Here is a 22,183-nt window from a genome sequence, read left to right as displayed (position 1 = left end):
AGGACGAATATGTCACCAAGGGTGGGAAAGCGCCTTGCTGAAAACCATAGAATCTCCCACAGGGGCCGCGCACGCTTTCAGATCGGCAAGATAAAAACGATTCACGGCTCGTGAGTTACACCATCGCCAACCGCTGCTTGCGCGTCGGTGCCGGGAACGCCCGGTCGATTGCCCGAAGGTCCTCGCTGTTCAAGGTCAGCGCACCTGCGGCTGCATTAAGCCGCACATGCTCGGGCGCCACGGCCTTGGGGATGGCGATCACTCCGTCACTACGGGTCACCCAGGCCAGGCTGACCTGGGCCGGCGTGGCGCCATGGCGCTCGGCAATTTCTGCCAGCACCGGGTGCTGCAGCAAGCGCCCGGCCTGGGCCAGCGGGCAGTAGGCCATGGTCGGCTGCGCGCGCTTTTCGCACCACGGCAGCAGGTCGAATTCGATGCCACGCTGCGCCGGGTTGTACAGCACCTGGTTGGTGGCGCATTCAGGGTTGTGCAGTTCGCGCAGGTCGTCGACGTCGAAGTTGGACACGCCCCAGCGCCTGATCTTGCCTTGCTCGCGCAAACGCTCGAAGGCTTCGACGGTTTCTTCCAGGGGGTGCTGGCCACGCCAATGCAGCAGGTACAGGTCGATGCAGTCGGTACCCAGGCGGGCGAGGCTGCGCTCGCAGGCGGCCGCCATGCCGCGCTGGCTGGCATTGTGCGGGTACACCTTGCTGACCAGAAACACCTGGTCGCGGCGCCCGGCAATGGCCTGGCCAACCACTTCTTCCGCGCCGCCTTCGGCATACATCTCGGCGGTGTCGATCAGGGTCAGGCCCAACTCGATACCCTGTTGCAGGGCCGCCACTTCGGCAGCCTTGCGGCCGGGGTCCTCACCCATGTACCAAGTGCCCTGGCCAATGGCCGGAACGCTCGAACCTGCCAGTTTCACGTAACGCATGTCACCTCCGGGATCCGTGTATTGGAAAGCAGAACCTCAAGCAGCGCTTGCGCTGCGGTGGAAAGCTTGTGTTCACTGAGGGCAATCACGCCGATGCGCCGCTCGACGGTGGGCTCCACCAAGGTAATGCAGCGGGCGCCGAGCTCCTGCATCTGGTTGATGCACAGCGCCGGTACGGCACTGACCCCCAGGCCGCTGGCGACCATGCGGCCAATGGTTGCCAACTGGTGGCTCTCGAATGCCACGGCCAGTTTGCCGTGGTGGGTGGCCACATTCTGCTCCATCAGCAGGCGCACCGCCGAAGGGCGTTGCAGGGCCACGAAGTCTTCGGCCATCAGCTGTGCCCAGCTGACCTGAGGCAGCAGCGCAAGGGGCGAGTCGGCCGGTACCACCGCGACGAAGCGGTCCAGGTACAACGGGTGAAAATCCAGCCCGTCGATGTTGTCCGGCTCGAAGCCGATGCCCAGTTCGACGCGGCGATGGCGTACCAGTTCCAGCACCTGTTCGTTGATCACGTCATGCACCGTGACGTTGACCTTTGGGTAGCACTGGCGAAATACCTTGAGCGACTGGGGCAGGAGGTTGCCGGCAAAGGCTGGCATGGCCGCCACCGACACCCGGCCCAGTTGCAGGGTGAAACGTTGGCGCAACATCTCTTCAGTGTCGTCCCAGTCTGCCAGCAGGCGCCGTGCCAGCGGCAGCAACACTTCGCCCTCGGCGGTCAGGCTGACGCTGCGCGTGGTGCGGCTGAGCAGGGCGCCGCCGAGGTTTTCTTCCAGGGCCTTGATGGTCAGGCTCAGGGCGGGCTGCGATATATGCAGGTGCTCACCGGCCTGGGCGAAGCTCTGGTACTTGGCCACGGCGACAAAGGCACGCAGTTGCTTGACGTTCATGACAGGCCTATTGTTTGTTTTGTAAAAGTTATCAATCGATGACGAAAACAAAATTAACAAATCAGTCGCGTGCGGTGAAGATGTCTGCACACGCTCACCGACAGCCTCGTCGGTTCTACAACTACAAAAGGCGGATCAGCATGGCCGGACTGGACAAGCGCGTTGCAACCTACGAACAGGCCCTCGAAGGCCTGACCGACAACATGACAGTGCTGGCCGGTGGTTTCGGCCTGTGCGGCATCCCGGAAAACCTCATCAGCGAAATCAAGCGACGTGGCGTCAAGGGCCTGACCGTAGTGTCGAACAACTGCGGCGTCGACGGCTTCGGCCTCGGCGTGTTGCTGGAAGACCGGCAGATTCGCAAGATGATCGCCTCCTATGTGGGAGAAAACGCCGAATTCGAACGCCAACTGCTCAGCGGTGAGCTGGACGTGGAGCTGACCCCGCAGGGCACCCTGGCCGAGAAGATGCGCGCCGGCGGTGCCGGAATCCCGGCGTTCTTCACCGCCACCGGTTACGGCACCCCGGTTGCCGAGGGCAAGGAAGTACGCGAGTTCAAGGGCCGCAAGTACATCCTTGAAGAATCCATTACCGGTGACTTCGCCATCGTCAAGGGCTGGAAGGCCGACCACTACGGCAACGTGGTCTACCGCAACACCGCGCAAAACTTCAACCCGCTGGCTGCCACCGCCGGCAAGATCACCGTGGTCGAAGTGGAAGAGATCGTCGAACCCGGCGTGCTGTTGCCCAGCGAAATCCACACCCCGGGCATCTACGTGGACCGTGTCATCGTCGGCACCTTCGAGAAGCGTATCGAAAAGCGCACCGTCAAGGCCTGAGCGCCATCCACCAGAACAACAAAGAGACCCTGACCATGGCACTGACCCGCGAACAGATGGCGCAACGCGTCGCATGTGAACTGAAAGACGGCTACTACGTCAACCTGGGCATCGGCATTCCGACCCTGGTGGCCAACTACGTACCCGCAGACATGGATGTGATGCTGCAATCGGAAAACGGCCTGCTCGGCATGGGCGAGTTTCCGACCGAAAGCACCCTCGATGCCGACATGATCAACGCCGGCAAGCAAACCGTCACCGCCCGCCGCGGCGCCTCGATTTTCGATTCGGCACAATCGTTCGCCATGATCCGTGGTGGCCACGTCGACCTGACCGTGCTGGGTGCCTTTGAAGTGGACGTACAAGGCAACATCGCCTCGTGGATGATCCCCGGCAAGCTGGTCAAGGGCATGGGTGGTGCCATGGACCTGGTGGCTGGCGCCGAGAACATCATCGTCACCATGACCCACGCTTCCAAGGACGGTGAGTCCAAGTTGCTGGCGCAATGCAGCCTGCCGCTGACCGGCGCCGGCTGCATCCGCAAGGTGCTGACTGACCTGGCCTACCTGGAAATCGAAGACGGCGCCTTCATCCTGCGCGAAACCGCGCCAGGGGTAAGCGTTGAAGAGATCATCGCGAAAACCGCCGGCAAGCTGATCGTGCCGGATGATGTGAAGGAAATGACCTTCTGATTCAACGGGCTTCATACATTCCCCTGTAGGAGCAGCCTTGTGCTGCGAAGGGGGCCAGTGCAGGCATTCACATAATGTTTGTCTGTACTGGCCTCTTCGCAGCACAAGGCTGCTCCTACAGGGGTTTTGTGTTTTTGCTGATTTATCCGATAAAACCAATAAAAGGAATTCCACTGTGGCCGCTGAAATCCAAGACAGCCGTTCCGCGCGCTTTGCCTTGCGCTGTTCCAACTGGGCCGAACGCTGGTTCCCCGACTCGTGGGTATTCGCCGCCCTGGCGGTGCTGCTGGTGTGCATCGGTGCCCTGGCCATGGGGGCCAAGCCGACCGACACCGCCAAAGCCTTTGGTGACGGGTTCTGGAGCCTGATCCCGTTCACCATGCAGATGGCCTTCGTGGTCATTGGCGGTTATGTGGTGGCCAGCTCGCCGCCCGCCGCGCGGCTGATCGATCGCCTGGCGCGCATCCCCGGCAATGGTCGCTCGGCAGTATGCTGGGTAGCGCTCATCTCGATGCTGGCTTCCTTGCTCAACTGGGGGCTGTCGCTGGTATTCGGTGGCCTGCTGGTACGCGCGCTGGCGCGGCGCACCGATCTCAAGATGGACTACCGCGCCGCCGGCGCGGCCGCCTACCTGGGCCTGGGTGCAGTGTGGGCACTGGGCTTGTCATCGTCGGCGGCGCAACTGCAGGCCAACCCGGCCAGCCTGCCACCTTCGATCCTGTCGATTACCGGCGTGATTCCGTTCACTGAAACCATCTTCCTCTGGCAGTCCGGCGTCATGTTGGCGGCGCTGGTGGTGGTCTCGCTGTTCATCGCCTATGCCACGGCCCCAGGCCCGAACAGTGCACGTAGCGCCGAAGACTGCGGCGTCGACCCCAGCTTCACCGCGCCACCTGCACCGCAGCGTACTCGCCCGGGTGAGTGGCTGGAGCACAGCCCGATCCTGATCCTGCTGCTGGTGGCCCTGGCCGCTGGCTGGCTTTATCAGGAGTTCGCCACCAAGCCTGCGATTACCGCGATCTCCGGGCTGAATACCTACAACCTGCTGTTCATCATGCTCGGTGCCTTGCTGCACTGGCGCCCGCGCAGCTTTCTTGACGCAGTGGCGCGTGCCGTACCGACCACCACGGGAGTACTGATCCAGTTCCCGCTGTACGGCTCCATCGCGGCCATTCTCACCCAGGTGAAGGGTGTCGATGAACAGACGCTGGCCCACCATATTTCGCTGTTCTTCACCCAGATTGCCACCCATGACACCTATGCCGTGCTGATGGGGGTGTATTCGGCGGTACTGGGCTTCTTCATCCCGTCGGGCGGTGGCAAGTGGATCATCGAGGCGCCGTACGTGATGCTGGTGGCCAACGACCTGCAGTACCACCTGGGCTGGGCGGTGCAGATCTACAACGCTGCGGAAGCCTTGCCGAACCTGATCAACCCGTTCTACATGCTGCCGCTGCTGGGCGTGCTGGGGCTCAAGGCGCGCGACCTGATCGGCTTCTCGTTCGTGCAGTTGCTGGTGCACGTGCCGTTGGTGCTGGTGTTGCTGTGGGCGCTGGGTACGACGCTGCAATACGTACCGCCTGTGATGCCATGAAGGCAGGGCCGCTGTGCGGCCTATCGCCGGCAAGCCAGCTCCCACAGGTACGGCTCATGGTCAAAAAGTGATGCATTATTTGTGGGAGCCTGGCTTGCCGGCGATGGGCTGCAAAGCAGCCCCAGCATTTCGCCGGCAGTCCACGTATCATTACCAGGCTGCCTCAGCCTGGGAAACCCGCGTCACATGTCTATCCGATTGAAACTGCTGCGTAAGAAACTGGGAATGACCTTGGAAATGCTGGCCGAGAAGACCGGCATGACCAAAAGCTACCTGTCCAAGGTCGAGCGCGGCCTGAATACACCCTCGATTGCCGCCGCGCTAAAGCTCGCACGGGCATTGAACGTCAATGTCGAAGAGCTGTTCGCTGAAGAGCAGGCCGGCCAGAGCCGCTACAGCCTGGTGCGCCATGGCGAACGTCAGGCCCTGGTAGGCGATGGGCAAGGGCCGGGCTATGCAGCCCTCACCAGCCAAGTCGGGCAGCGCAGCCTGCTGCCGTTTCTGATCCAGCCGCCGAACGAGTTCAGCGACCCCACGTTCAAGGAACACCTGGGCGAGGAGTTTCTGTTTGTGCACGCAGGCCAGGTGGAGGTGGATTTCATGAACGAACGGGTGCTGCTGGAGCAGGGCGATGCCTTGCATTTCAACGCCCAGACACCGCACCGACTACGCTCGGTAGGTGCCCAGCCGGCGCAATTGCTGGTCGTGGTTCACCACGCAGACGAATAAAACCACAGGGGGCAGGGCAACGCCCCCACGTATTCTCATCCGTGAAACGCAGCGTCCCTTGCAGCGGCATTTCTTTGCATAATTTGCATGTCGGTATTTTGACGAATACCCCCATCTCCCATTGAATTTTATTATGGTGTCGGATCATTGACGTAGTGTCATTGTGCCCATAAGCTCAAGTCAACAGCGAAACAACTCCCGCCACACCGAGCAAATAACTAATTGATTTTCCTGTTTTTTTGGAGGGGCGTATGCGCACGACTCTGATTATCAAATCGATGTTCTTGCTGGTGTTGCTGAGTGGCGCTGCGCGTGCGGCAGATTCATATGTAAACCAAAACAGTATCATTCCTGTTTCAACCGCCGGCTGGTTGTTAGCCTTCGCAGTGGTTGGCTTTGTGCTGGTGGCAAACAGAAGAAAAATCTGAGGCTGACCGCCTTTTTTGCAGCGTGGGCAGAGGTTGTTGCAAGCCCGGGGCCTGGCTTGTGAATTTCCCAACCGTTGCTATATTCCCAGTAGCCCTTGAAAGGCCTTGGTTTGCAGAGCAAGGCAGCCTACCTGTACAGCGTCAAGGTTGGGGCCTCCAGGAAAGACGAGGCCATCGCGGCGGGCTTGAGCCGCGAAGCAGAGCGAGAGTTGGTGTGCTGTTCTCATTCAGTGCTCTTTTTCGGGCCATTTGGCCGGAGGGACCCTCATGATGCGTTCATTGATTGCCGCATTCTGCGTGCTGACCGTGTGGTCCAGTGCTGGCAACGCCGATCAGAGCGGTGCGGCTTACCTGCTCAGCCCCGGTGATGTGGTGATGGTTTCGGTGTGGCAGGAAGACAGCCTGCGTCAAGAAGCCACCGTACTACCCGATGGCAGTATTACCTTCCCCTTGGCCGGGCGCATAAATGTTGCCGGGCTGGATGTAACGGCAGTTGAGAAGCAAGTGGCTGCCAAACTCGAAAAATTCCTCCCCGACCCGAATGTCAGCGTTGTCGTCAAGAGCATCGCCGGCAACCTGGTCTATGTCCAAGGCAAAGTGATCAAGCCAGGCCCCGTGCAGATGGCAGGCCCTACCGCAGTGCTTCAGGCGCTGAGCATGTCGGGCGGCCTGGACAAGTTTGCTGACGAAAGCGATATCAAGGTGGTCCGCGGCACCGGTGCTTCCCAAAAGATCCTGCCCGTGCGATATAAGGACCTGGTGTCTGGGCGGGATATGTCCACCAACATCCAACTTCAGGCTGGCGATACGCTGGTCGTTCCTTGATCTTGCCTTTAATAAGAACATTTAATGCCTCTTCTTAGAACAACTAGCATTGCAACGGCAATCTTGGTCTTGCCGTTCACGGACGCGGTCCTGGCGGCAAATTGGCAGTCTACGGTAGTGGTACCGACATCCGTCGAATATGACAGCAACCCTTTGTTGCTGACCTCGGGGGAAAAGGGTGTAACGCGCACGATCATCGCGCCGGACTACACCCTGATCGGTACCTTCGGCCAGGACGAATTGAGGTTGGGGCTGGGCATGCATGTGTTGCGCTCGTCCGACACGGATGTGGTCGATGACCGTGAAGACCCTGATATCAGCCTGGGCTGGCAGCGTACCACCGAGCGTGGGCGTTTCGGCCTGGTGGCGCGTTACAACGAAAGTTCGACACTGTCGGGGACAGTGCTGGATACCGGGGTGATCACCACTGACGGTACGCAAAAGCTCTACACCCTGACCGGCAACTGGAGCCAGGCGGTTACCGAGCGCAGCACCTTGAGCAACGAAACCACCTTTAACCGTGCCCGTTATGACATCAGTACGCTGACGGGGTACGACGAACTGGCAAACGTGTTTACCTGGACCTATGCCTGGAGCGAGCGGGCCGATGTGTATACCCGCTTCGGTGCCCGACGCTATGAGCCAGAGCAGGACCTTACCGCGACCGCGTCCAACAGCTACACCCCGGCAGTCGGCATCAAGTACCAGCTTGCCGAAGGCCTGAGCGCCGATGCCCACATTGGCGTCAACCAGGTGTCTGGCGACGACGGCGGTCGACGCGGGGAGGGTGGGGTGGCGTTGCTCTACACCGGCACGCGTGCCATTGCCAGCCTGACCGCCGAGCGGAGCACGGTGGCCAGTGCTGAAGGCGGCTTTGCCGAGCTGGACCAGGTGCGTGGCGTGTGGAGTTACGCCCTCACCGAACTGGACCGGGTGGGCGCTGACGCTGCCTGGCAAGACAGCAAAGGGCAGAGCCCTAATACATTGCAGACGTACAGCGTCTGGGCCAGCCGCCAGTTTTCACCTTACTGGGACCTGCGTCTTTCGCTGATGTACAAGGAGCGGCAACAGGACCAGGCGCCCGATGCAACCGCTACGATCGTTGGTTTGACGTTGACGTACAGGTACCCCGACATCTGAACTTCAGGCAGGTGGCCCCATGAAGTCTGACTACGAACTCTCCATCAGAGATTACATCGCCATTATCAAGGACAGGGCCCTGGTGTTAGGGGTGAGTGCCGTAGTCATTCTTGCCGCGACCGTGGCGGTCGCGTTGATGGTGCCGCCGCTCTACCAGTCGACCGGCACCATCCTTGTGGAGTCACAGCAGATTTCGCCCGAGCTGGTGTCGACCAACACCACCAGCTTTGCCGATGAGCGCATCGAGGTGATTCGCCAGCGGGTGATGACCCGCGAGAACCTGCTGCGCATTATCGACAAGTACAACCTGTTCGCCGACAAGCGCTTGAGCGAGTCCGACAAGATCGACCAGATGCGCAATGCCATCGTGGTCGAAACCCTTACCACGTTCGTGCGCGGGCGAGGCGAGGCGACGGTTGCGTTCAATGTGTCCTTCGAACACAAGCAGGCGGAAGTCGCCAAGGAAGTGGCCGATGAACTGGTCACCCTGTTTCTCAACGAAAACCTCAAGCAGCGCACCGAGCGGGCCAACGAAACCACCGAGTTTCTTACCCAGGAGGCCAACAAGCTGGGCGCCGAACTGGCCAGCCTGGAGAATCAGCTGGCCGACTTCAAACAGGCCCACGCCAATGCCTTGCCAGAGCACCAGACCCTGCGCATGAACATGCTCTCGCGTTCGGAGCTGGAGTTCCGCGAAGTCGACCGTGACTACAAGGCCGCCCAGGAAGAACTGCGCTACCTGGAGCTTGAGCTGTCGGCGGCCAATGCCGGCCTGGCCACCAAGACTACCGAAGGCAGCAAGCCAGCCAGTGCCGACCAGCCCCAGGACCTGCCAAGCCTGAAGGCCGAATACGCCCGGTTGCTGACCCGCTACAAGGATGCCCACCCGGATGTGGTGGCGGTCAAGCGCAAGATCCAGGCGCTCGAAGCCAGCGGCGGGCGCACGGCCACCACGTCCACAGTCAGCCTCGACGTGGCGCGCGTTCGCGCCAAGATGAGCGCGGCCCAGGAACGTATCAGCTCGCTGGCCGATCAGAAGCGCGAGCTGACCAGAAAGATGGAGGGCTACGAGGCCGAAATCCTCGAGGCGCCGCAAGTCGAGCGTGGCCTGGTGACCTTGATGCGTGACCACGATAACGCGCGCAAGAAGTATGAAGAAATCCGCGCCAAGGAAATGGGCGCGAAGATTACCGAAAGCCTGGAGCAGGAGAACAAGGCCGAGCGCTTTGTGCTGCTGGAGCCACCGCTGATGCCTGAAAAACCGATCAAGCCTAATCGCAAGAAGATCGCTGCGTTGGGCCTGGTGCTGGCACCGGCAGGCGGCGGCGCCTTGGTGATGCTGCTGGAAATGCTCAACCAGCGCGTGCGTGGCGTCGGTGCTCTGGAAAACCTGCTGGGCAAACGGGTGCTGGTGGCAATCCCCTACATCGATACCCGGGCCGACGTGGCCAGGCGCAAACGCTGGCGTAACTGGCTGATCCTGGCGGCACTGGCGTTGGCGGCTATCATGGTAGTGCTGGTGCACGTCTTCTACATGCCACTGGATGTGCTGTTGTTCAAAGTCATATCTCGGTTTGCATAGGGAAAGCAGTGATGGACAGGACCAAGCCGTCTGTTGGCAATAATCTTCACCAGGTTACCCCGGGCACCCCCCAGGCATTGTCACCCGCCCCCGGCACCGCGCTGGCGGAAGTGCCAGGCCAGTTCGATTATGTGAACACCAAAGTGGTGCCGCTGCGGGCGGACCATCTGGAGCGCCACCGCATCGTGGCGTACAACAAGAACTCCAACATGAACGGGCCGATCGACCTGCTGCGCACGCAGGTGCTCAGGGCCATGGAGGAGAACGGCTGGCGTACGCTGGCGATCACCTCGCCAACGCCTGAGGCGGGCAAGACGGTGCTGGCGATCAATCTGGCCATGAGTATTGCTCACCACACGACCAAGACTGCGTTGCTGGTGGACTTTGACCTGCGCCGGCCCAAAGTCGGCAGTACCCTTGGCCTGCCCATGGAGCAGGCGCTGAACGAGTACCTGACGGACAAGGCCGAGTTGCAGGAATGCCTGGTCAACCCGACGTTACCGCGCTTTGTGGTGTTGCCGACACGTGTGCCGGTGCCGATGTCGACCGAGATGCTGTCGTCGCCCAAGGTGAACAACCTGATCAGTGATTTACGCAACCGCTACGACTCGCGCATCTGCATTTTCGATTTGCCGCCACTGCTCAGCTCTGACGATGCGATCACCGTGATACCCAAGTTCGATTGTGTACTGCTGGTGGTGGCCAACGGAATGAACAACAAGAAGGAAATCGAGGACTGCCTGCACCACCTGGCCACGGTGAACCTGGTCGGGACGGTGCTGAACAAGGCTGACGAGCAGCCGCGAACCTACTACTGATTCATTGGCTTGTCCGTGGATCATGGCCCCTGTGGGAGCGGGCGTGCCCGCTCCCACAGTGATTGCGCAAGCTTGCAGAGTCTGAGCAAGACAGCTGCTGCTCCCAGAAGGCGCAGCGCCTTCGGAATCTCAGGTATGCTGGCGCGTAACCCAGGGATACTGCAACTCCCACTGCCACGCATGCCGCACAATCTGCTCCAGCGAAGCAAACTCCGGCCGCCAGCCCAGCACCTGCAGCGCCTTGCTCGCATCCGCCACCAGCCGTGGAGGGTCGCCAGCGCGGCGTGGCGCGTCAAGGGCATTGATCTGCCGCCCCGTTACCGCCCTGGCTGTATCGATCACCTGCTGCACCGAAAAGCCCAGGCCATTGCCCAGGTTGAACGCAGTGCGCTCGCCCCCCGCCAACAGATAATCCACCGCCAACGCATGCGCGGCCGCCAGGTCGGCCACATGCACGTAGTCGCGGATACAGGTGCCATCCGGCGTATCGTAATCCCGGCCAAACACCGTCACCGCCTCGCGGCGGCCTGAAGCGGCCTGCAGGATCAGCGGGATCAGGTGGGTTTCCGGTTCGTGGCGTTCCCCCAGCTGGCCATCGGGGTCGGCACCGGCGGCATTGAAGTAACGCAGGCATACAGACTTCAAGCCATAAGCCCGGTCAAAGTCCTCGAGAATCTGCTCGACCATCCATTTGCTCAGTCCATAAGGGTTGATCGGCCCTTTGGCATGCGCTTCATCGATTGGTACGTACTGCGGGTTACCGTAAACGGCGGCACTGGAAGAAAACACCAAGTGCTTGATGCCGGCATTCACCATGGCCTGCAGTAAGGCGAGGGTGGCGGCGACGTTGTTCTGGTAGTACTTGCCGGGTGCGCTGACCGACTCGCCCACCTGGATGAAAGAGGCAAAGTGGAACACCGCATCGAAGTGGCAGACGCCGAACAGCACATCCAGGGCAGCTTCGTCGGCAATGTCGAGCTTGGCCCACTGGATGCCGGGGCCAGGCGAAACCAGGTCCGCCACCACCACCTCATGGCCGGCACCGAGCAGGTGCTTGACCATGTGTGAGCCAATGTAGCCTGCACCACCCACTACCAGAAATTTCATCCGCACCTCCTGGAATCTGCTGTTTACAGACGCAGTGAACCGTCCCTGAAACGTGCAGGTGGGATGATCAGCTACAGGTGACCTGAGCGTAGATGGCCCTATGCCCTATTTCAAGAACAGCCAGTTGGACATGTAGTTGCCGTCGAACGTAATGCTGTACTGCCCATCCTTGTAGACCACCGGCAATGCCTTCAACTGTGCCTGTGCATCGCGGGCGAACAGTTTCAGACCGGCGGGTGCCTTGATGGTCAAAGTGCCTTGAAGCGGTTCCACGTTGAACGGCGTCTTGTCATCGGCCTTGGGCATGGCACGCGTGCCCAGCGACAGCAGCAGCTCACGCGACTGGCCCAAGGGTTTGCCGTCCAGGCTCTGTACCGCGACGCTGGCGTAAGGTGTTTTCGTCTGTACCTGGACGGCCGCCAGGCTGATCGAGCGACCACCCAGCCAGCCGGTGGCGGCCTGGGTCAGTGGCGTGTCGATGGTATAGATGCCTTGTTGCCAGTCGCGCTTGAGCTCGCCGGTGTCGGTCACCGACTCCTTTGCATCTGCGGGCAGCAGCGATTGCCCCGGGTCCTGCAACACTTGCGCGCCAGACGGGATGGCAGCGGGTTTCAGCCAGGGCAGTTCCGGTGTCGGCGGCAGGGCAATCTGCAACTGGCCCTTTTCCATGGCCGTGCGCAGCAGTACCGAATTGCGCGGGGTGATCTCCTGGTTGTAGAGGGTGGCGGGCGTCGGCGCGAACACGTAGCGGGTCGTTGCCGGCTTGACGTCCGCACGGCGATAGAGCAGGGCGGCTGCGGGCAGGGTGGCGATCATCGCCGGGTCGTTGTACGCGTGCCAGTTGTCCGCCGTGCGCCAGCCCGGGTTGAACCCCTGTTGGCTATAGGCGTACTGCATCATGGCGTCCCAGCCCTGGTGGCTGGCGGTGCCGGCTATATACAGCGGCAACGAGTGGCGGTCGGGCAGCGGGAACGGCTCGGCGTTCCACTCGGTGACGGTGAGCGGTTTGCCGACGACCTGGGCGGCGGCGATCCAGTCGATCATGCCATCGCTGGTCAACGGGTTTTTCTCCAGCTGGCCAATGGCGCCGTAGCTGTGGGCATCGACTACATCGCCTGCGGTCAGCGCCGGCAGTGCGCTCAGGCCGTTGCCGCCCCAGGTGCTGGTCGTGGCAATCGGCACTTTGACGCCCAGGCCACGCAGGTGGGCGATCATGTCGGCGTTGAAGCGTTGCTCCAGGTCGTTGAGGAACAGCTTCGACGGGCCATGCTCCCAGGCACGCCAGGTAAGGTCGGCGGGCAGGTCATGTTGCCTGGCGAAGGCTTTGGCTGCCGCCATGTAGCGCTCGCTATGGCGCGGTACGTCCTTGTCCGGCATCAGAGCGTTACCGTAGTGCTGGGTGAGGTCGTTTTCGTTGGTGATCAACACGGCGGCGATGGCCGGGTCGTCCTTGTAGGCCAGGCCGGTGTATTCGTTCACATGGGTCAGATACTGCTCGGCGAAGCGTTTCATCGCGTTCTGGATGCTGTCGTTCATGTAGGCGTAACCCTTCAGGTCTGCGCGGCCCTCCTTTTCGGGCAGTTCATCGAAGTCTTCAATGTTGTCGTTGGCGGTCAACGCACGTTGCACATGCATGTCCAGCCAGATGTAGATGCCTTCGTCCTTGAGTGCCTTGATCCACAGGTCGAGCTTGCGCAGCGATTCGGCGCTGAGCTGCTGGGTATCGCGCACCAGGGTGCCGTCGCCAAACACGTTCGGGCTGACCCAAGACGAATCGTGGTGGTGCAGGCGCACCAGGTTGAAGCCCAGTGCCGACAGGCGCTTGGCCTGTTGGCGGATTTCCTCGTCCGGGCTCTTGAACAGCGAATAGGCAGACAGGTTGGTGCCCCAGAAGCGCACCGGGGTGTTGTCTGCAAACATCAGCTGTTCGCCGACCGCCTTGACGAAACCGCGCTTGCCGGCGGGCTTTTCCGCGGCGTTGAGGAAGGACAGGTCCACCGGCGAGGTGCGCCAGTCCAGCTGGTCATCGGGCCAGCTGGCGGGGTCGGCGAGGCCGAAACGCTCGGTGGGGGTGGGCCCCAGCTCGATGTCGCCGGTAACGTTGAGCACCGCCTTCAGCTGCTGTCGGCCGGCGTTGATCGGGTCTTTGTAGAGGAACGCACGCAGCTCGGACGGGTTGCCGCGCTCGAAATAGACCTTGGCCAGTGGCGGATCGAAGCGCATCTCGACGCGTCGGCCCTGGTCCGCCTTGCCCCATGACCAGCCGCGATTGTCGGGCAGCAGTTGCGGGGCGCCCATGTCGCCGGCGATTTGCGCCGGGTCGAACTGGAACACCATGCCGCCGCCCATCACCCCGGCCTGGCGGCTGTGTGCGGTAAGGTCGAAGGCCCAGCTCAGGGTTTGTGCCTGTTCCTTGCGGATATCCGCCTTCAGGTCGAAGTCCAGTTCCTTGTTCTTGCCCAGCAGCGTGTACTGGTAGGGGCCATTGACCTTGAAATCGGTGTAAAAGCCGGTCCAGCTCCAGTTGGCCGCCCAGAAGTCGAACTTGGCTTTCATCACCGGCCCGCCGCCGTATGTCACAGTAGGCAGGCCATTCTGCTCATCGACACTGACCTGCCACTGCGAAGCCCAGCCGGCCAACGGCAGCAAAGCCAGGCCAGCCATGGCCGAAGCCTGCACAAGGTGACGCAGGGTAAGCAGTTTCATGGACATTACCTGGGTTGAAGGCCGGTTTCGGCCAGCTCGGTAGCCGGGCTGTCGTCCAGCCGGCGGACCATCTGGATGTACGCCACGCCAAGCCCCGCGATTGACCAGTACACCACCGGTATGAAGGTGATGCTGCTGACGGTGAAAATGATCACCAGAATGCCGATGAGTGTTGCCAGCAGCACTCGCCCCAGCTGTCGTCGTTCGTCATCCTTGTCGGGGAAAGTGAGCATGGCCCTGCGGATACCCCTCAACACCACAGCAAAGAACGCAACGAACAGGCCGAGCCCGACCAGCCCCACCCGCAGCGCCAGGTTGATGTAGGTGTTTACGATGTCGATGATGCCTTCGCCCTGGATCATCGACTGCATTTCCGGGGTGTTGCGGAAGTCGAACGAGCCGAACAGCGGGTTGCGCTGGATGACGATCCAGGAGTTGTCCATCAGCCGCTCGCGGTAGGTGATGTTCTCTTTTTCGATGTTGCCGATGTACGGCAAGAGGTCCAGCACCTTGTCACCGCCCGGTACGACGGTCAGCAAGGGCAGCGCCAGCATGCCAGCCGCGCCTAGCAGCGCCAGGCGCCTGATTGCGCCTTTGCCCATGGCAATGAACACCACCACGATGACCACGACGCCGATCCACGGCCCACGTGACAACGGCGCGAACAGCCCGGCGGCCAGCAGCAGGGCGCCCATGGCTCTGTGCAGCGGGCGTTGCACATACCCCTGGACGAACAGGAACAGACCGATGGCCACACTCATCACATAACCCAGGGCAATCGCCTGGCCGGTGGTGACGCTGGCCCGCAGCGCGCCGCCGCGGCTGAGGTAGCCGGACATGCTCCACGGCACCCCCATTGCATCGATCAGGGCGCTGTACAGCAACCAGTGACGCACATACTCGGCCACGGCGATCAACGCCATGATGAAGGCGGTGAGCACGAAGGCCAGCAAGGTATCCTTGAAATCGCTGATATGGCGCAGGCCACGGCTGGCCACGTAGTACGGCAGGAATACGTCGACATACAGGTACAGCGCCTGGCGCAGGGTGTCGGTGAGGGTGGTTTCGCGCAGATACAAAACGCTCATCAGCAGCAGCCCGGCTGCCAGCAGCCTGTCCGCCCAGGTACGGCCGAAGCGCAACGTGTCCGCTTGCCGGCGCAGCTGCAGCGCGGCCGGCAGCAGCACGCACAGGGTGAGCAGGCGGATATGGTTGAGGTCGACCAGGTAGTTGACCACGCCAAACCCGGGCACCTGCACCGATGCCGGCGGAATCAGGAACAGCAGCATGTAGAACAGCGCCATGGGGTTGTGCTCGCGGCGCCCTGCAAGCAACAGGATGACCGCGCCTGCACCCAGGTACAGCCAGAAGCTGTGCGAGGCAAAGGCCAGCACCGTCAGCAGGAACCAGAGATTGCGCCGGCGCTTGTAGTCGCTGAGCGGAATAAGGTCGGTGGCGGGTCGCCGCGCCATCAGGAAGACCACGCTCGCCAAAAACAGGATGACGATCAACGCACGAAAATGTTCAGGCATCGGCTATGTACACCTTTCCCTCGGTGGGCAACGGCTAGCATCGTGGCTAATTGAAACTATAGTGACTTTTAGCCAATCAGTCAGAGATTGAAGTCATGCCGTCGATTGATGTGTCAGCCGCTGCGAGCCTGCGCAACCGGGCCTTGAGGGCCGGGTCGTGGAACCTGGTCTCGCAGGTGGCTTCTCAGGTGATGCGCCTGGGCGGCAATCTGATCATGGCCCGCTTGCTGCTGCCGGAAATGTTCGGGGTGATGGTTATCGCCACCACCGTTTCGGTACTCCTGCATCTGCTTTCCGATGTCGGCCTGCGCCAGAACATCATCCAGAGTCACCGGGGTGACGACCCGGATTTCCTCAACACCGCCTGGACCGTGCAGATCATTCGCGGCTTCCTGCTGTTTGCCCTCACCCTGCTGCTGGCGGTGGGCGCCTGGTTGGCCCAACTGGCGGAACTATGGCCTGCGGACTCCACCTATGCTGCCCCGGTGCTACCGATGGTGCTGGCGGTAACTGGCCTGTCGGCAGCCATCTGGGGATTCCAGTCCACCAAGATAGATGTGGCTGTAAGAACTTTCCAACAAAAGCGCGTGGTGCTGGTCGACCTGGCCTCGCAGGTGGCCGGCCTGGTGGTGATGCTGGTGCTGGGCTTGCTGACCCATTCGATCTGGGCCCTGGTGATCTCTGGCCTGGTTTCGGCGGTAGCCTGGACCGTGCTGGGGCATACCGCCCTGTTGGGGCCGAACAACCACCTGCGCTGGGACCGTACGGCGCTGACCGAGTTGATCGTGTTTGGCCGCTGGATCCTGTTGTCGTCGATGGTTGGCGTGCTGGCCATGTACGGTGACCGCATCTGGTTTGGCGCCAGCATGTCGGCGGCGCAACTGGGGGTGTATTCGATTGCCGTGCTGATTCTTGGCGCGGTGCAGACCGCGCTGATGAAAATTGTCGGTGCCGTGGCGCTTCCTGCCTTCAGTGAAGCGGCAAGGGCCGATGACAAGGAGCGCCTGACAGCGCTGTATCACCGCTTCCGCCTGCTGGTCGACCTGCTGGTGCTGTTCATCTGCGGTGGTTTCCTGACCGCCAGCCCTCTGCTGATTGGCTGGATGTACGATGATCGCTACCGTGAAGCTGGCCCTATGCTGGCAATTCTTTCGCTGTCGTTCATCGTAATGCGCTATACATTGGCTCATCAGGTGTGGATTGCCTTGGGCCTGACCAAGTATCAGGCCATGGACAACATCATCCGCCTGGTCTCGCTATGGGGGCTGCTGCCGCTATTGCTGGCGATTGGTGGTGTGGAGTGGGCGATCTGGGGGGTTGCCCTGCATGCCGTGCCAACCCTGGTGCTGGTTGTGTATGTGAACTGCAAACTGGGCATGTTCAGCCTGAAACGTGAGCTGGTAGTGCTGCCGATGCTGCTGGTCGGGGCTCTGTGCGGGGCGCTGCTGACGGCCTTTTTCGACTGGCTGTAAAGCGGCGTGCTGGGTGTAACTTTCATGGGTACAGGTCACGTGATCATGGGGAAGCTCATTTTTTGTACTGCGCAGTTGGGCCGTAGAGGCTTTCTCCAGAGTTGTGTCTTGCTCGGTGTGGGTGGGGCGGTGTTCGGCGCCTCGGCGTCCGTGGCTGGCAAACCTGTCGAACCGCCCGGGTTCGTGATAATCAACGGTTGGGTATTGCCGTCCCGTTACCTGCGGAACCAGCCAGCATGATCAAGGACTTTCAGCAGCACAAAGCGCTGCGCGACAACTACGATTTCTGCATCATCGGTGCCGGCCCGGCGGGTATTACCCTGGGCTTGCGCCTGGCCGCCGCCGGCTGGAACGTATTACTCGCCGAAGGCGGGGGACGCGAGTATGCGCCGCACTCGCAAGGCTTGTACGCCTGCGCATCCACGGGCCTGGAGCTGTATGCCGAGGAGACCCGCCTGCGTTACCTGGGGGGCACCTCCAACCACTGGGCCGGCCGTTGCCGGCCTTTCACCCCGTCGGATTTTACCGTCGACCCGCCAGGTGACTTGCCCGGTTGGCCGATTCCCTATTCGGAGATCGAAGGCTACTTGCCGGCGGCCATGGACATCGTCGACCTGCCAGCCGGCTCGGATTTTCGTGCGATGAATACCGGCCTGGATGGCGGTGACTTCGAGGCAGACCGCTTTCTGCTCAGCACCCCGACACGTTTTGCGCAAAAGTACGCCACGGCAATGGAGCAGACCAAAGGCCTGGACGTGTTCATCAACTGCAATTGCGTAGACCTGGAGTTCGATAAAGGCTCCGGCCATCTGGCTGCGGTGGTTCTATCCGACTATGAACGCAATCGTCAGCGCCTGGTGGCAAGGCACTTCATTCTGGCTACGGGTGCCATCGAGAACGCCCGGCAGTTGCTTAACAGCCAGACGCTGGTGGCGGCAGGCGTGGTGAGCAAGGAAGGGCTGGTCGGTGGCTGTTTCATGGAGCACCTGAACATCGACCTGGGCACGTTCATCCTCAAGTCCGGCCAGGACCCGGCGCCGCGCCAGTATTACACCACCGATGCTTTTGTCGAGGAGTACAAGGCCGGTAAAGGCAATGTCACCGCCGCGCTGCTGGCCGATGTGCAGACTTATGGCCGCACCGCCGAGGTCAAGCATTTTCTCGAGAACCTGGCCTGCGACATGGGGGTTGCCAGCAAGATCGCCTTCGTCGCCAAGTTCAGCTGCCCCGGTGACGGCGTGATCAGCACCATGATCGAGCAGTTCCCCAACCTGCACAGCCGCATTTCGCTGCTGGACGAGCAGGACGCACTGGGGGTGGCCAAGGTCAATGTCAACTGGGCGCTGAGTGCTGATGACCGACATACCATCAAGTGCATTGGCAGCGAACTGGCCAAGCAGTTCGCTGAAATGGACCTGGGCTTCGTCAAGCTCAACGATTTCGTCTACGACACCTCGATACCGCTGAAGATGGCGCCGCATGCCCACCACATGGGTACCACGCGCATGGCATCTTCGCCGCAGTTCGGTGTTGTGGATGCCAATTGCAAGGTGTTCGGTACCGAGAACCTGTATGTCGCCGGCAGCAGTATCTTCGCCAAGGGCGGCGCTTCCAACCCGACCATGCCGTTGTTGCAGTTTGCCGTGCGGCTGGCCGACCACCTCGACACCAGGATGAGAGCGGCTAGCGGCGCCGCTGCATGATGCAGGTTGTACATGGGTTGAGCGCTGCGGTCAGCACCTAGAAGAACGAGACCGGAACGCCTCAGGACACTCCAGATTGTTCAGATCGCGAGGCCAGGCAGTATGAAGGGATGGATACGCAAGGCAGTGGCGCACTACGCCCATGCAACCGGGCGAGGGGGCAAGTTCTACAGGAGGTTCTGCAACCCTTCTGGTCTTGAATGGGGTGCCTACCTCGCCCGATGGGGGAACTTCCACTCTGTCGGCAGCAACTTCTTCGTCAATACCGGCTGCAAGTTTCTCGACCCTTCGCTGGTTCGCATTGGTAACAGCGTGGGCTTGTCCGACTGCACGCTGATCGGTCATGACGGGGTGGTATTGCTGATCGAACATCGCTTTGGCAAGCACCTGGATTCGGTCGGTTTCATCGATATCAAGGACAACTGCTTCATCGGCCATGGCGCGATCATCATGCCCCGCGTGACCATCGGCCCGGAATCGATCGTGGCCGCAGGCGCGGTGGTGACCAAGGACGTGCCACCAGGCACCGTGTTTGGCGGCAACCCGGCGCAGTTCATCTGCACCACCGAACAGTTGATCAAACGGGTCGAGGCGCGTTGCGAAAGTTACCCGTGGATCGAACTGGTAAAACAGCGCAACGGCGCTTACGACCCGGAAGTTGAACCGCTGTTGATGGCGCAAAGGCGCCAGTACTTCTTCGGGGACGGCAACAATGGCTAGCAAACCTGTGGATGTCATGGTGGTCAACTTCAATACCGCCGGGCTGCTGCAGCCGATGTTCGATGCGCTGCGCCGGGCCGACAGCGAGCGGCTGGCCAGTTACCTGGTAGTAGACAACGCATCGCGCGATGACTCGGTGCAGCGCATGGCCCAGGTGTGCCCCGAGGCACTGCTGCTGAGTAACAAGCAGAACGTGGGCTTCGGCCGGGCCAATAACCAGTTGCTGGCGCACCTGCAGGGCAAGTACGCCTTGCTGCTCAATACCGATGCCTTCGTTGCCGCCGACTCCCTGCAAAAAACCCTCGACTACATGGACGCTCACCCGGAGTGCGGCGTGCTAGGGGTGCGCCTGGAAGGCCGCGACGGTGACCTGCAGCCCAGCTGCCGCTACTTCCCAACGCCGCTCAACGTCTTTGTCGGGCGTACAGGGCTGGGGCGGTTTTTCCCGGGGCTGAAGATGGTCGATGAAATGACCTGGGACCACGCCTCGGTGCGCGAGTGTGACTGGTTACCGGGTTGCTTCTATCTGGTGCGCCGCGAAGTGCTGGACAAGGTGGGCCTGTTCGACCCGCGTTATTTTCTTTATTACGAAGAGGTGGACCACTGCAAGCGGGTGAAGGAAGCGGGCTGGAAAGTCGTGTTCTACCCGCATACCACCGTGGTGCACATCGGGGGCGAAAGCTCCAAGTCGGTGGCAGAGCTGGAGGCGGCCAGCCGGCAGATCTCGTCCTACCAGATCGAAAGCGAGCTGTTGTATTTCCGCAAGCATCACGGGGTGGCGGGCCTTGCCCTGCACATGGTGCTGGTCACCCTGGGTGACCTGGTGCTGGCACTCAAGGCGCTGTTGAAGCGACGCGGCTGGGGCGCGATTCAGGCCTGCTGGCGTCATTGCCGGGCGACCTGGTCACTGTTGTTCAAGACCCGGTACGCCAGCCAACCGACAAGGTAGGTAAAGCCATGTTCGAGAATATTCGTGCCGACCTGCGCGCCCATGGCGGAGATTGGGGCGCGCAGGGCTTTTGGGTACTGCTGGTGTACCGCTTTGGCCGCTGGCGCTACACCGTGCGCCCGGCACTGCTGCGCAAACTCTTCTCGCTGGTCTACAAGGTGCTGTTCAAGTTCGTGCAGATCATCACGGGTATCGAACTGCCGTGCGAAGTGGTGATCGGCCGCAACTTCGTCATCGACCATTTTGGTGGCATCGTCGTCAGTGGCTATGCCCGGTTTGGCGATGACTGCCGCATCCGCAACGGTGTGGTGGTGGGCTTGAAGAACGTCGATGAACCGATTGCCCCGGTGTTCGGCAACAATGTCGATATCGGCACCGGGGCCAAGGTGCTGGGCAGCATCCGCATTGGCAACAACGTGATCATCGGCGCCAATGCCGTGGTGCTGGTGGATGTTCCGGACAATTGCCTGGCAGTAGGGGTGCCAGCCACCATCAAGGCCAGGCAGCCAGCCGCCACGGCCGCCGCCGAGTGAGGCCCATGGCGGCAGTAACCGGTGTGGTGGTCATTGGCCGCAACGAGGGCCCGCGCCTGGAGCGCTGCCTGCGTTCGCTGGTAAACGGTGCGGGCAAGGTCATGTATGTCGACTCGGGCTCCACCGACGGCTCGCTGCAACTGGCCCGCAGCCTCGGGGTGGAGGTGTTGGCGCTGGACATGGCCATCCCGTTTACCGCCGCGCGCGCGCGCAACGAAGGCTTCAGCGCCTTGCAGCGGCTGCTGCCTTCGATGCAACTGGTGCAGTTTGTCGATGGCGATTGCGAGGTGGATGCCCACTGGCTGGCCACGGCGCAGGTGTTTCTCGACCAGCACCCCGAGGTGGCGGTGGTGTGTGGTCGCCGACGGGAGCGCTTCCCGGAGCGGTCGGTGTACAACCTGCTCTGCGACCTGGAATGGGACACCCCCATCGGTGAAGCCAAGGCATGCGGTGGCGATGCGCTGATGCGGGCAGACGCTTTTGCCGCCGTCGGTGGTTTTCGCTCCGAGCTGATTGCCGGTGAGGAGCCTGAACTGTGCGTACGCTTGCGCGCCAAGGGCTGGAAGGTCTGGCGCCTGGCCGCCGAAATGACCTTGCACGACGCTGCCATGACCCGGTTCAGCCAGTGGTGGCGGCGCAGCCTGCGTGCCGGCCACGCCTATGCCGAAGGGGCCTACCTGCATGGCAAGCCGCCCGAGCAGCACTGGTTGCGCGAGTCACGTCGGGCCTGGCTATGGGGCCTGGGCATACCCTTGGTGATCGTGCTGGCCTGCCTGCTGCTGGGTGGCTGGGGCTTGCTGTTGCTATTGATTTACCCGTTGCAGGTCGTGCGCCTGGCTCGCCGCGGTGGCAAGTCGGCGCGCGAAAACTGGCTGCAGGCGGTATTCCTGGTGTTGGGCAAATTCCCGGAAATGCTCGGCCAGCTGAAGTTCTTGCGCCACCGCTTCGCGGCCGGCAAATCAGCGTTGATCGAGTACAAATGAG

20 protein-coding genes are annotated in these 22,183 nt (G+C 61.4%); 15 read left to right on the top strand and 5 right to left on the bottom strand.

What is annotated here, in order from left to right; all coding sequences use genetic code 11:
• Nucleotides 1-115: 115 nt before the first annotated feature.
• Nucleotides 116-937 carry an aldo/keto reductase gene (locus WF331_RS17215; protein ID WP_016499565.1) on the bottom strand — a complete coding sequence of 274 codons (822 nt, stop codon included), beginning with the start codon at nt 935-937 and terminating at the stop codon, nt 116-118.
• A complete protein-coding gene (locus WF331_RS17210; RefSeq protein WP_016499566.1) occupies nt 925-1,830 on the bottom strand; it encodes a LysR family transcriptional regulator in 906 nt (301 codons plus the stop codon). The genes WF331_RS17215 and WF331_RS17210 overlap by 13 nt, the downstream gene beginning before the upstream one ends.
• Nucleotides 1,831-1,970: 140 nt before the next feature.
• Between WF331_RS17210 and WF331_RS17205 the strand changes: the two genes are divergently transcribed.
• The 9 genes from WF331_RS17205 to WF331_RS17165 all read left to right on the top strand — a co-directional run bounded on the left by WF331_RS17205 (nt 1,971) and on the right by WF331_RS17165 (nt 10,477).
• Nucleotides 1,971-2,669 carry a CoA transferase subunit A gene (locus tag WF331_RS17205; protein WP_016499567.1) on the top strand — a complete coding sequence of 233 codons (699 nt, stop codon included), beginning with the start codon at nt 1,971-1,973 and terminating at the stop codon, nt 2,667-2,669.
• A gap of 35 nt (nt 2,670-2,704) precedes the next feature.
• Nucleotides 2,705-3,361 (top strand): CoA transferase subunit B, encoded by a 657-nt coding sequence (locus WF331_RS17200; protein ID WP_340623136.1) that lies wholly within the window; start codon nt 2,705-2,707, stop codon nt 3,359-3,361.
• Between the two features lie 175 nt (nt 3,362-3,536).
• Nucleotides 3,537-4,955: a short-chain fatty acid transporter gene (locus WF331_RS17195; RefSeq protein WP_016499569.1), complete on the top strand. Its 1,419-nt coding sequence runs from the start codon at nt 3,537-3,539 to the stop codon at nt 4,953-4,955.
• Nucleotides 4,956-5,141: 186 nt separating this feature from the next.
• On the top strand, nt 5,142-5,684 hold the full coding sequence (locus WF331_RS17190; RefSeq protein WP_016499570.1) for a helix-turn-helix domain-containing protein: 543 nt from the start codon (nt 5,142-5,144) through the stop codon (nt 5,682-5,684).
• Nucleotides 5,685-5,935: 251 nt separating this feature from the next.
• Nucleotides 5,936-6,112 (top strand): EPS-associated small membrane protein EppA, encoded by a 177-nt coding sequence (gene eppA / locus WF331_RS17185; protein ID WP_016487266.1) that lies wholly within the window; start codon nt 5,936-5,938, stop codon nt 6,110-6,112.
• 267 nt (nt 6,113-6,379) lie between these two features.
• Nucleotides 6,380-6,937 carry a polysaccharide biosynthesis/export family protein gene (locus WF331_RS17180; protein WP_016499571.1) on the top strand — a complete coding sequence of 186 codons (558 nt, stop codon included), beginning with the start codon at nt 6,380-6,382 and terminating at the stop codon, nt 6,935-6,937.
• A gap of 24 nt (nt 6,938-6,961) precedes the next feature.
• Nucleotides 6,962-8,077, top strand: a complete 1,116-nt coding sequence (locus tag WF331_RS17175; protein ID WP_041167708.1) for a hypothetical protein — start codon at nt 6,962-6,964, stop codon at nt 8,075-8,077.
• Nucleotides 8,078-8,096: 19 nt separating this feature from the next.
• Nucleotides 8,097-9,659, top strand: coding sequence for a GumC family protein (locus tag WF331_RS17170; protein ID WP_016499573.1), 1,563 nt, complete (start codon nt 8,097-8,099; stop codon nt 9,657-9,659).
• Between the two features lie 11 nt (nt 9,660-9,670).
• On the top strand, nt 9,671-10,477 hold the full coding sequence (locus WF331_RS17165; RefSeq protein ID WP_016499574.1) for a CpsD/CapB family tyrosine-protein kinase: 807 nt from the start codon (nt 9,671-9,673) through the stop codon (nt 10,475-10,477).
• Nucleotides 10,478-10,606: 129 nt separating this feature from the next.
• On the opposite strand, the gene galE is transcribed toward WF331_RS17165, so the two are convergent.
• The 3 genes from galE to WF331_RS17150 all read right to left on the bottom strand — a co-directional run bounded on the left by galE (nt 10,607) and on the right by WF331_RS17150 (nt 15,822).
• Nucleotides 10,607-11,584, bottom strand: coding sequence for a UDP-glucose 4-epimerase GalE (gene galE / locus WF331_RS17160; protein ID WP_049276763.1), 978 nt, complete (start codon nt 11,582-11,584; stop codon nt 10,607-10,609).
• A 105-nt stretch (nt 11,585-11,689) separates the two neighbouring features.
• The gene (locus WF331_RS17155) at nt 11,690-14,290 is read right to left on the bottom strand and encodes a cellulase family glycosylhydrolase (RefSeq protein WP_340623135.1); all 2,601 of its coding nucleotides are present in this window, start codon (nt 14,288-14,290) and stop codon (nt 11,690-11,692) included.
• A 5-nt stretch (nt 14,291-14,295) separates the two neighbouring features.
• On the bottom strand, nt 14,296-15,822 hold the full coding sequence (locus WF331_RS17150; RefSeq protein ID WP_340623134.1) for an O-antigen ligase family protein: 1,527 nt from the start codon (nt 15,820-15,822) through the stop codon (nt 14,296-14,298).
• 95 nt (nt 15,823-15,917) lie between these two features.
• On the opposite strand from WF331_RS17150, the gene WF331_RS17145 reads away from it, so the two are divergent.
• The 6 genes from WF331_RS17145 to WF331_RS17120 all read left to right on the top strand — a co-directional run bounded on the left by WF331_RS17145 (nt 15,918) and on the right by WF331_RS17120 (nt 22,182).
• On the top strand, nt 15,918-17,294 hold the full coding sequence (locus tag WF331_RS17145) for an oligosaccharide flippase family protein (protein ID WP_340623133.1): 1,377 nt from the start codon (nt 15,918-15,920) through the stop codon (nt 17,292-17,294).
• A gap of 236 nt (nt 17,295-17,530) precedes the next feature.
• Nucleotides 17,531-18,997, top strand: coding sequence for a GMC family oxidoreductase (locus tag WF331_RS17140; protein WP_340623132.1), 1,467 nt, complete (start codon nt 17,531-17,533; stop codon nt 18,995-18,997).
• Nucleotides 18,998-19,099: 102 nt separating this feature from the next.
• Complete coding sequence (locus tag WF331_RS17135; protein WP_016487256.1) at nt 19,100-19,717, top strand: acyltransferase; 618 nt, start codon at nt 19,100-19,102, stop codon at nt 19,715-19,717.
• The gene (locus tag WF331_RS17130; RefSeq protein WP_340623131.1) at nt 19,710-20,666 is read left to right on the top strand and encodes a glycosyltransferase family 2 protein; all 957 of its coding nucleotides are present in this window, start codon (nt 19,710-19,712) and stop codon (nt 20,664-20,666) included. The genes WF331_RS17135 and WF331_RS17130 overlap by 8 nt, the downstream gene beginning before the upstream one ends.
• Nucleotides 20,667-20,674: 8 nt before the next feature.
• Nucleotides 20,675-21,199, top strand: a complete 525-nt coding sequence (locus WF331_RS17125; protein WP_016499581.1) for a serine O-acetyltransferase — start codon at nt 20,675-20,677, stop codon at nt 21,197-21,199.
• 5 nt (nt 21,200-21,204) lie between these two features.
• Nucleotides 21,205-22,182 carry a glycosyltransferase family 2 protein gene (locus WF331_RS17120; protein ID WP_340623130.1) on the top strand — a complete coding sequence of 326 codons (978 nt, stop codon included), beginning with the start codon at nt 21,205-21,207 and terminating at the stop codon, nt 22,180-22,182.
• Nucleotide 22,183 lies beyond the last annotated feature (1 nt).

The organism is Pseudomonas sp. YNh (genome assembly GCF_037993085.1).
Taxonomy (GTDB): Bacteria; Pseudomonadota; Gammaproteobacteria; order Pseudomonadales; family Pseudomonadaceae; genus Aquipseudomonas; species Aquipseudomonas putida.
Note: the sequence above shows the minus strand (reverse complement) of the source record. Positions and strands in the feature narration are given on the sequence as shown.

Coding starts and splice junctions, on each gene's coding strand:
- WF331_RS17215 (WP_016499565.1), bottom strand. CDS start 937: ATGCGTTACGTGAAACTGGCAGGTTCGAGCGTTCCGGCCATTGGCCAG.
- WF331_RS17210 (WP_016499566.1), bottom strand. CDS start 1,830: ATGAACGTCAAGCAACTGCGTGCCTTTGTCGCCGTGGCCAAGTACCAG.
- WF331_RS17205 (WP_016499567.1), top strand. CDS start 1,971: ATGGCCGGACTGGACAAGCGCGTTGCAACCTACGAACAGGCCCTCGAA.
- WF331_RS17200 (WP_340623136.1), top strand. CDS start 2,705: ATGGCACTGACCCGCGAACAGATGGCGCAACGCGTCGCATGTGAACTG.
- WF331_RS17190 (WP_016499570.1), top strand. CDS start 5,142: ATGTCTATCCGATTGAAACTGCTGCGTAAGAAACTGGGAATGACCTTG.
- eppA (WP_016487266.1), top strand. CDS start 5,936: ATGCGCACGACTCTGATTATCAAATCGATGTTCTTGCTGGTGTTGCTG.
- WF331_RS17180 (WP_016499571.1), top strand. CDS start 6,380: ATGATGCGTTCATTGATTGCCGCATTCTGCGTGCTGACCGTGTGGTCC.
- WF331_RS17175 (WP_041167708.1), top strand. CDS start 6,962: ATGCCTCTTCTTAGAACAACTAGCATTGCAACGGCAATCTTGGTCTTG.
- WF331_RS17170 (WP_016499573.1), top strand. CDS start 8,097: ATGAAGTCTGACTACGAACTCTCCATCAGAGATTACATCGCCATTATC.
- WF331_RS17165 (WP_016499574.1), top strand. CDS start 9,671: ATGGACAGGACCAAGCCGTCTGTTGGCAATAATCTTCACCAGGTTACC.
- galE (WP_049276763.1), bottom strand. CDS start 11,584: ATGAAATTTCTGGTAGTGGGTGGTGCAGGCTACATTGGCTCACACATG.
- WF331_RS17155 (WP_340623135.1), bottom strand. CDS start 14,290: ATGAAACTGCTTACCCTGCGTCACCTTGTGCAGGCTTCGGCCATGGCT.
- WF331_RS17150 (WP_340623134.1), bottom strand. CDS start 15,822: ATGCCTGAACATTTTCGTGCGTTGATCGTCATCCTGTTTTTGGCGAGC.
- WF331_RS17145 (WP_340623133.1), top strand. CDS start 15,918: ATGCCGTCGATTGATGTGTCAGCCGCTGCGAGCCTGCGCAACCGGGCC.
- WF331_RS17140 (WP_340623132.1), top strand. CDS start 17,531: ATGATCAAGGACTTTCAGCAGCACAAAGCGCTGCGCGACAACTACGAT.
- WF331_RS17135 (WP_016487256.1), top strand. CDS start 19,100: ATGAAGGGATGGATACGCAAGGCAGTGGCGCACTACGCCCATGCAACC.
- WF331_RS17130 (WP_340623131.1), top strand. CDS start 19,710: ATGGCTAGCAAACCTGTGGATGTCATGGTGGTCAACTTCAATACCGCC.
- WF331_RS17125 (WP_016499581.1), top strand. CDS start 20,675: ATGTTCGAGAATATTCGTGCCGACCTGCGCGCCCATGGCGGAGATTGG.
- WF331_RS17120 (WP_340623130.1), top strand. CDS start 21,205: ATGGCGGCAGTAACCGGTGTGGTGGTCATTGGCCGCAACGAGGGCCCG.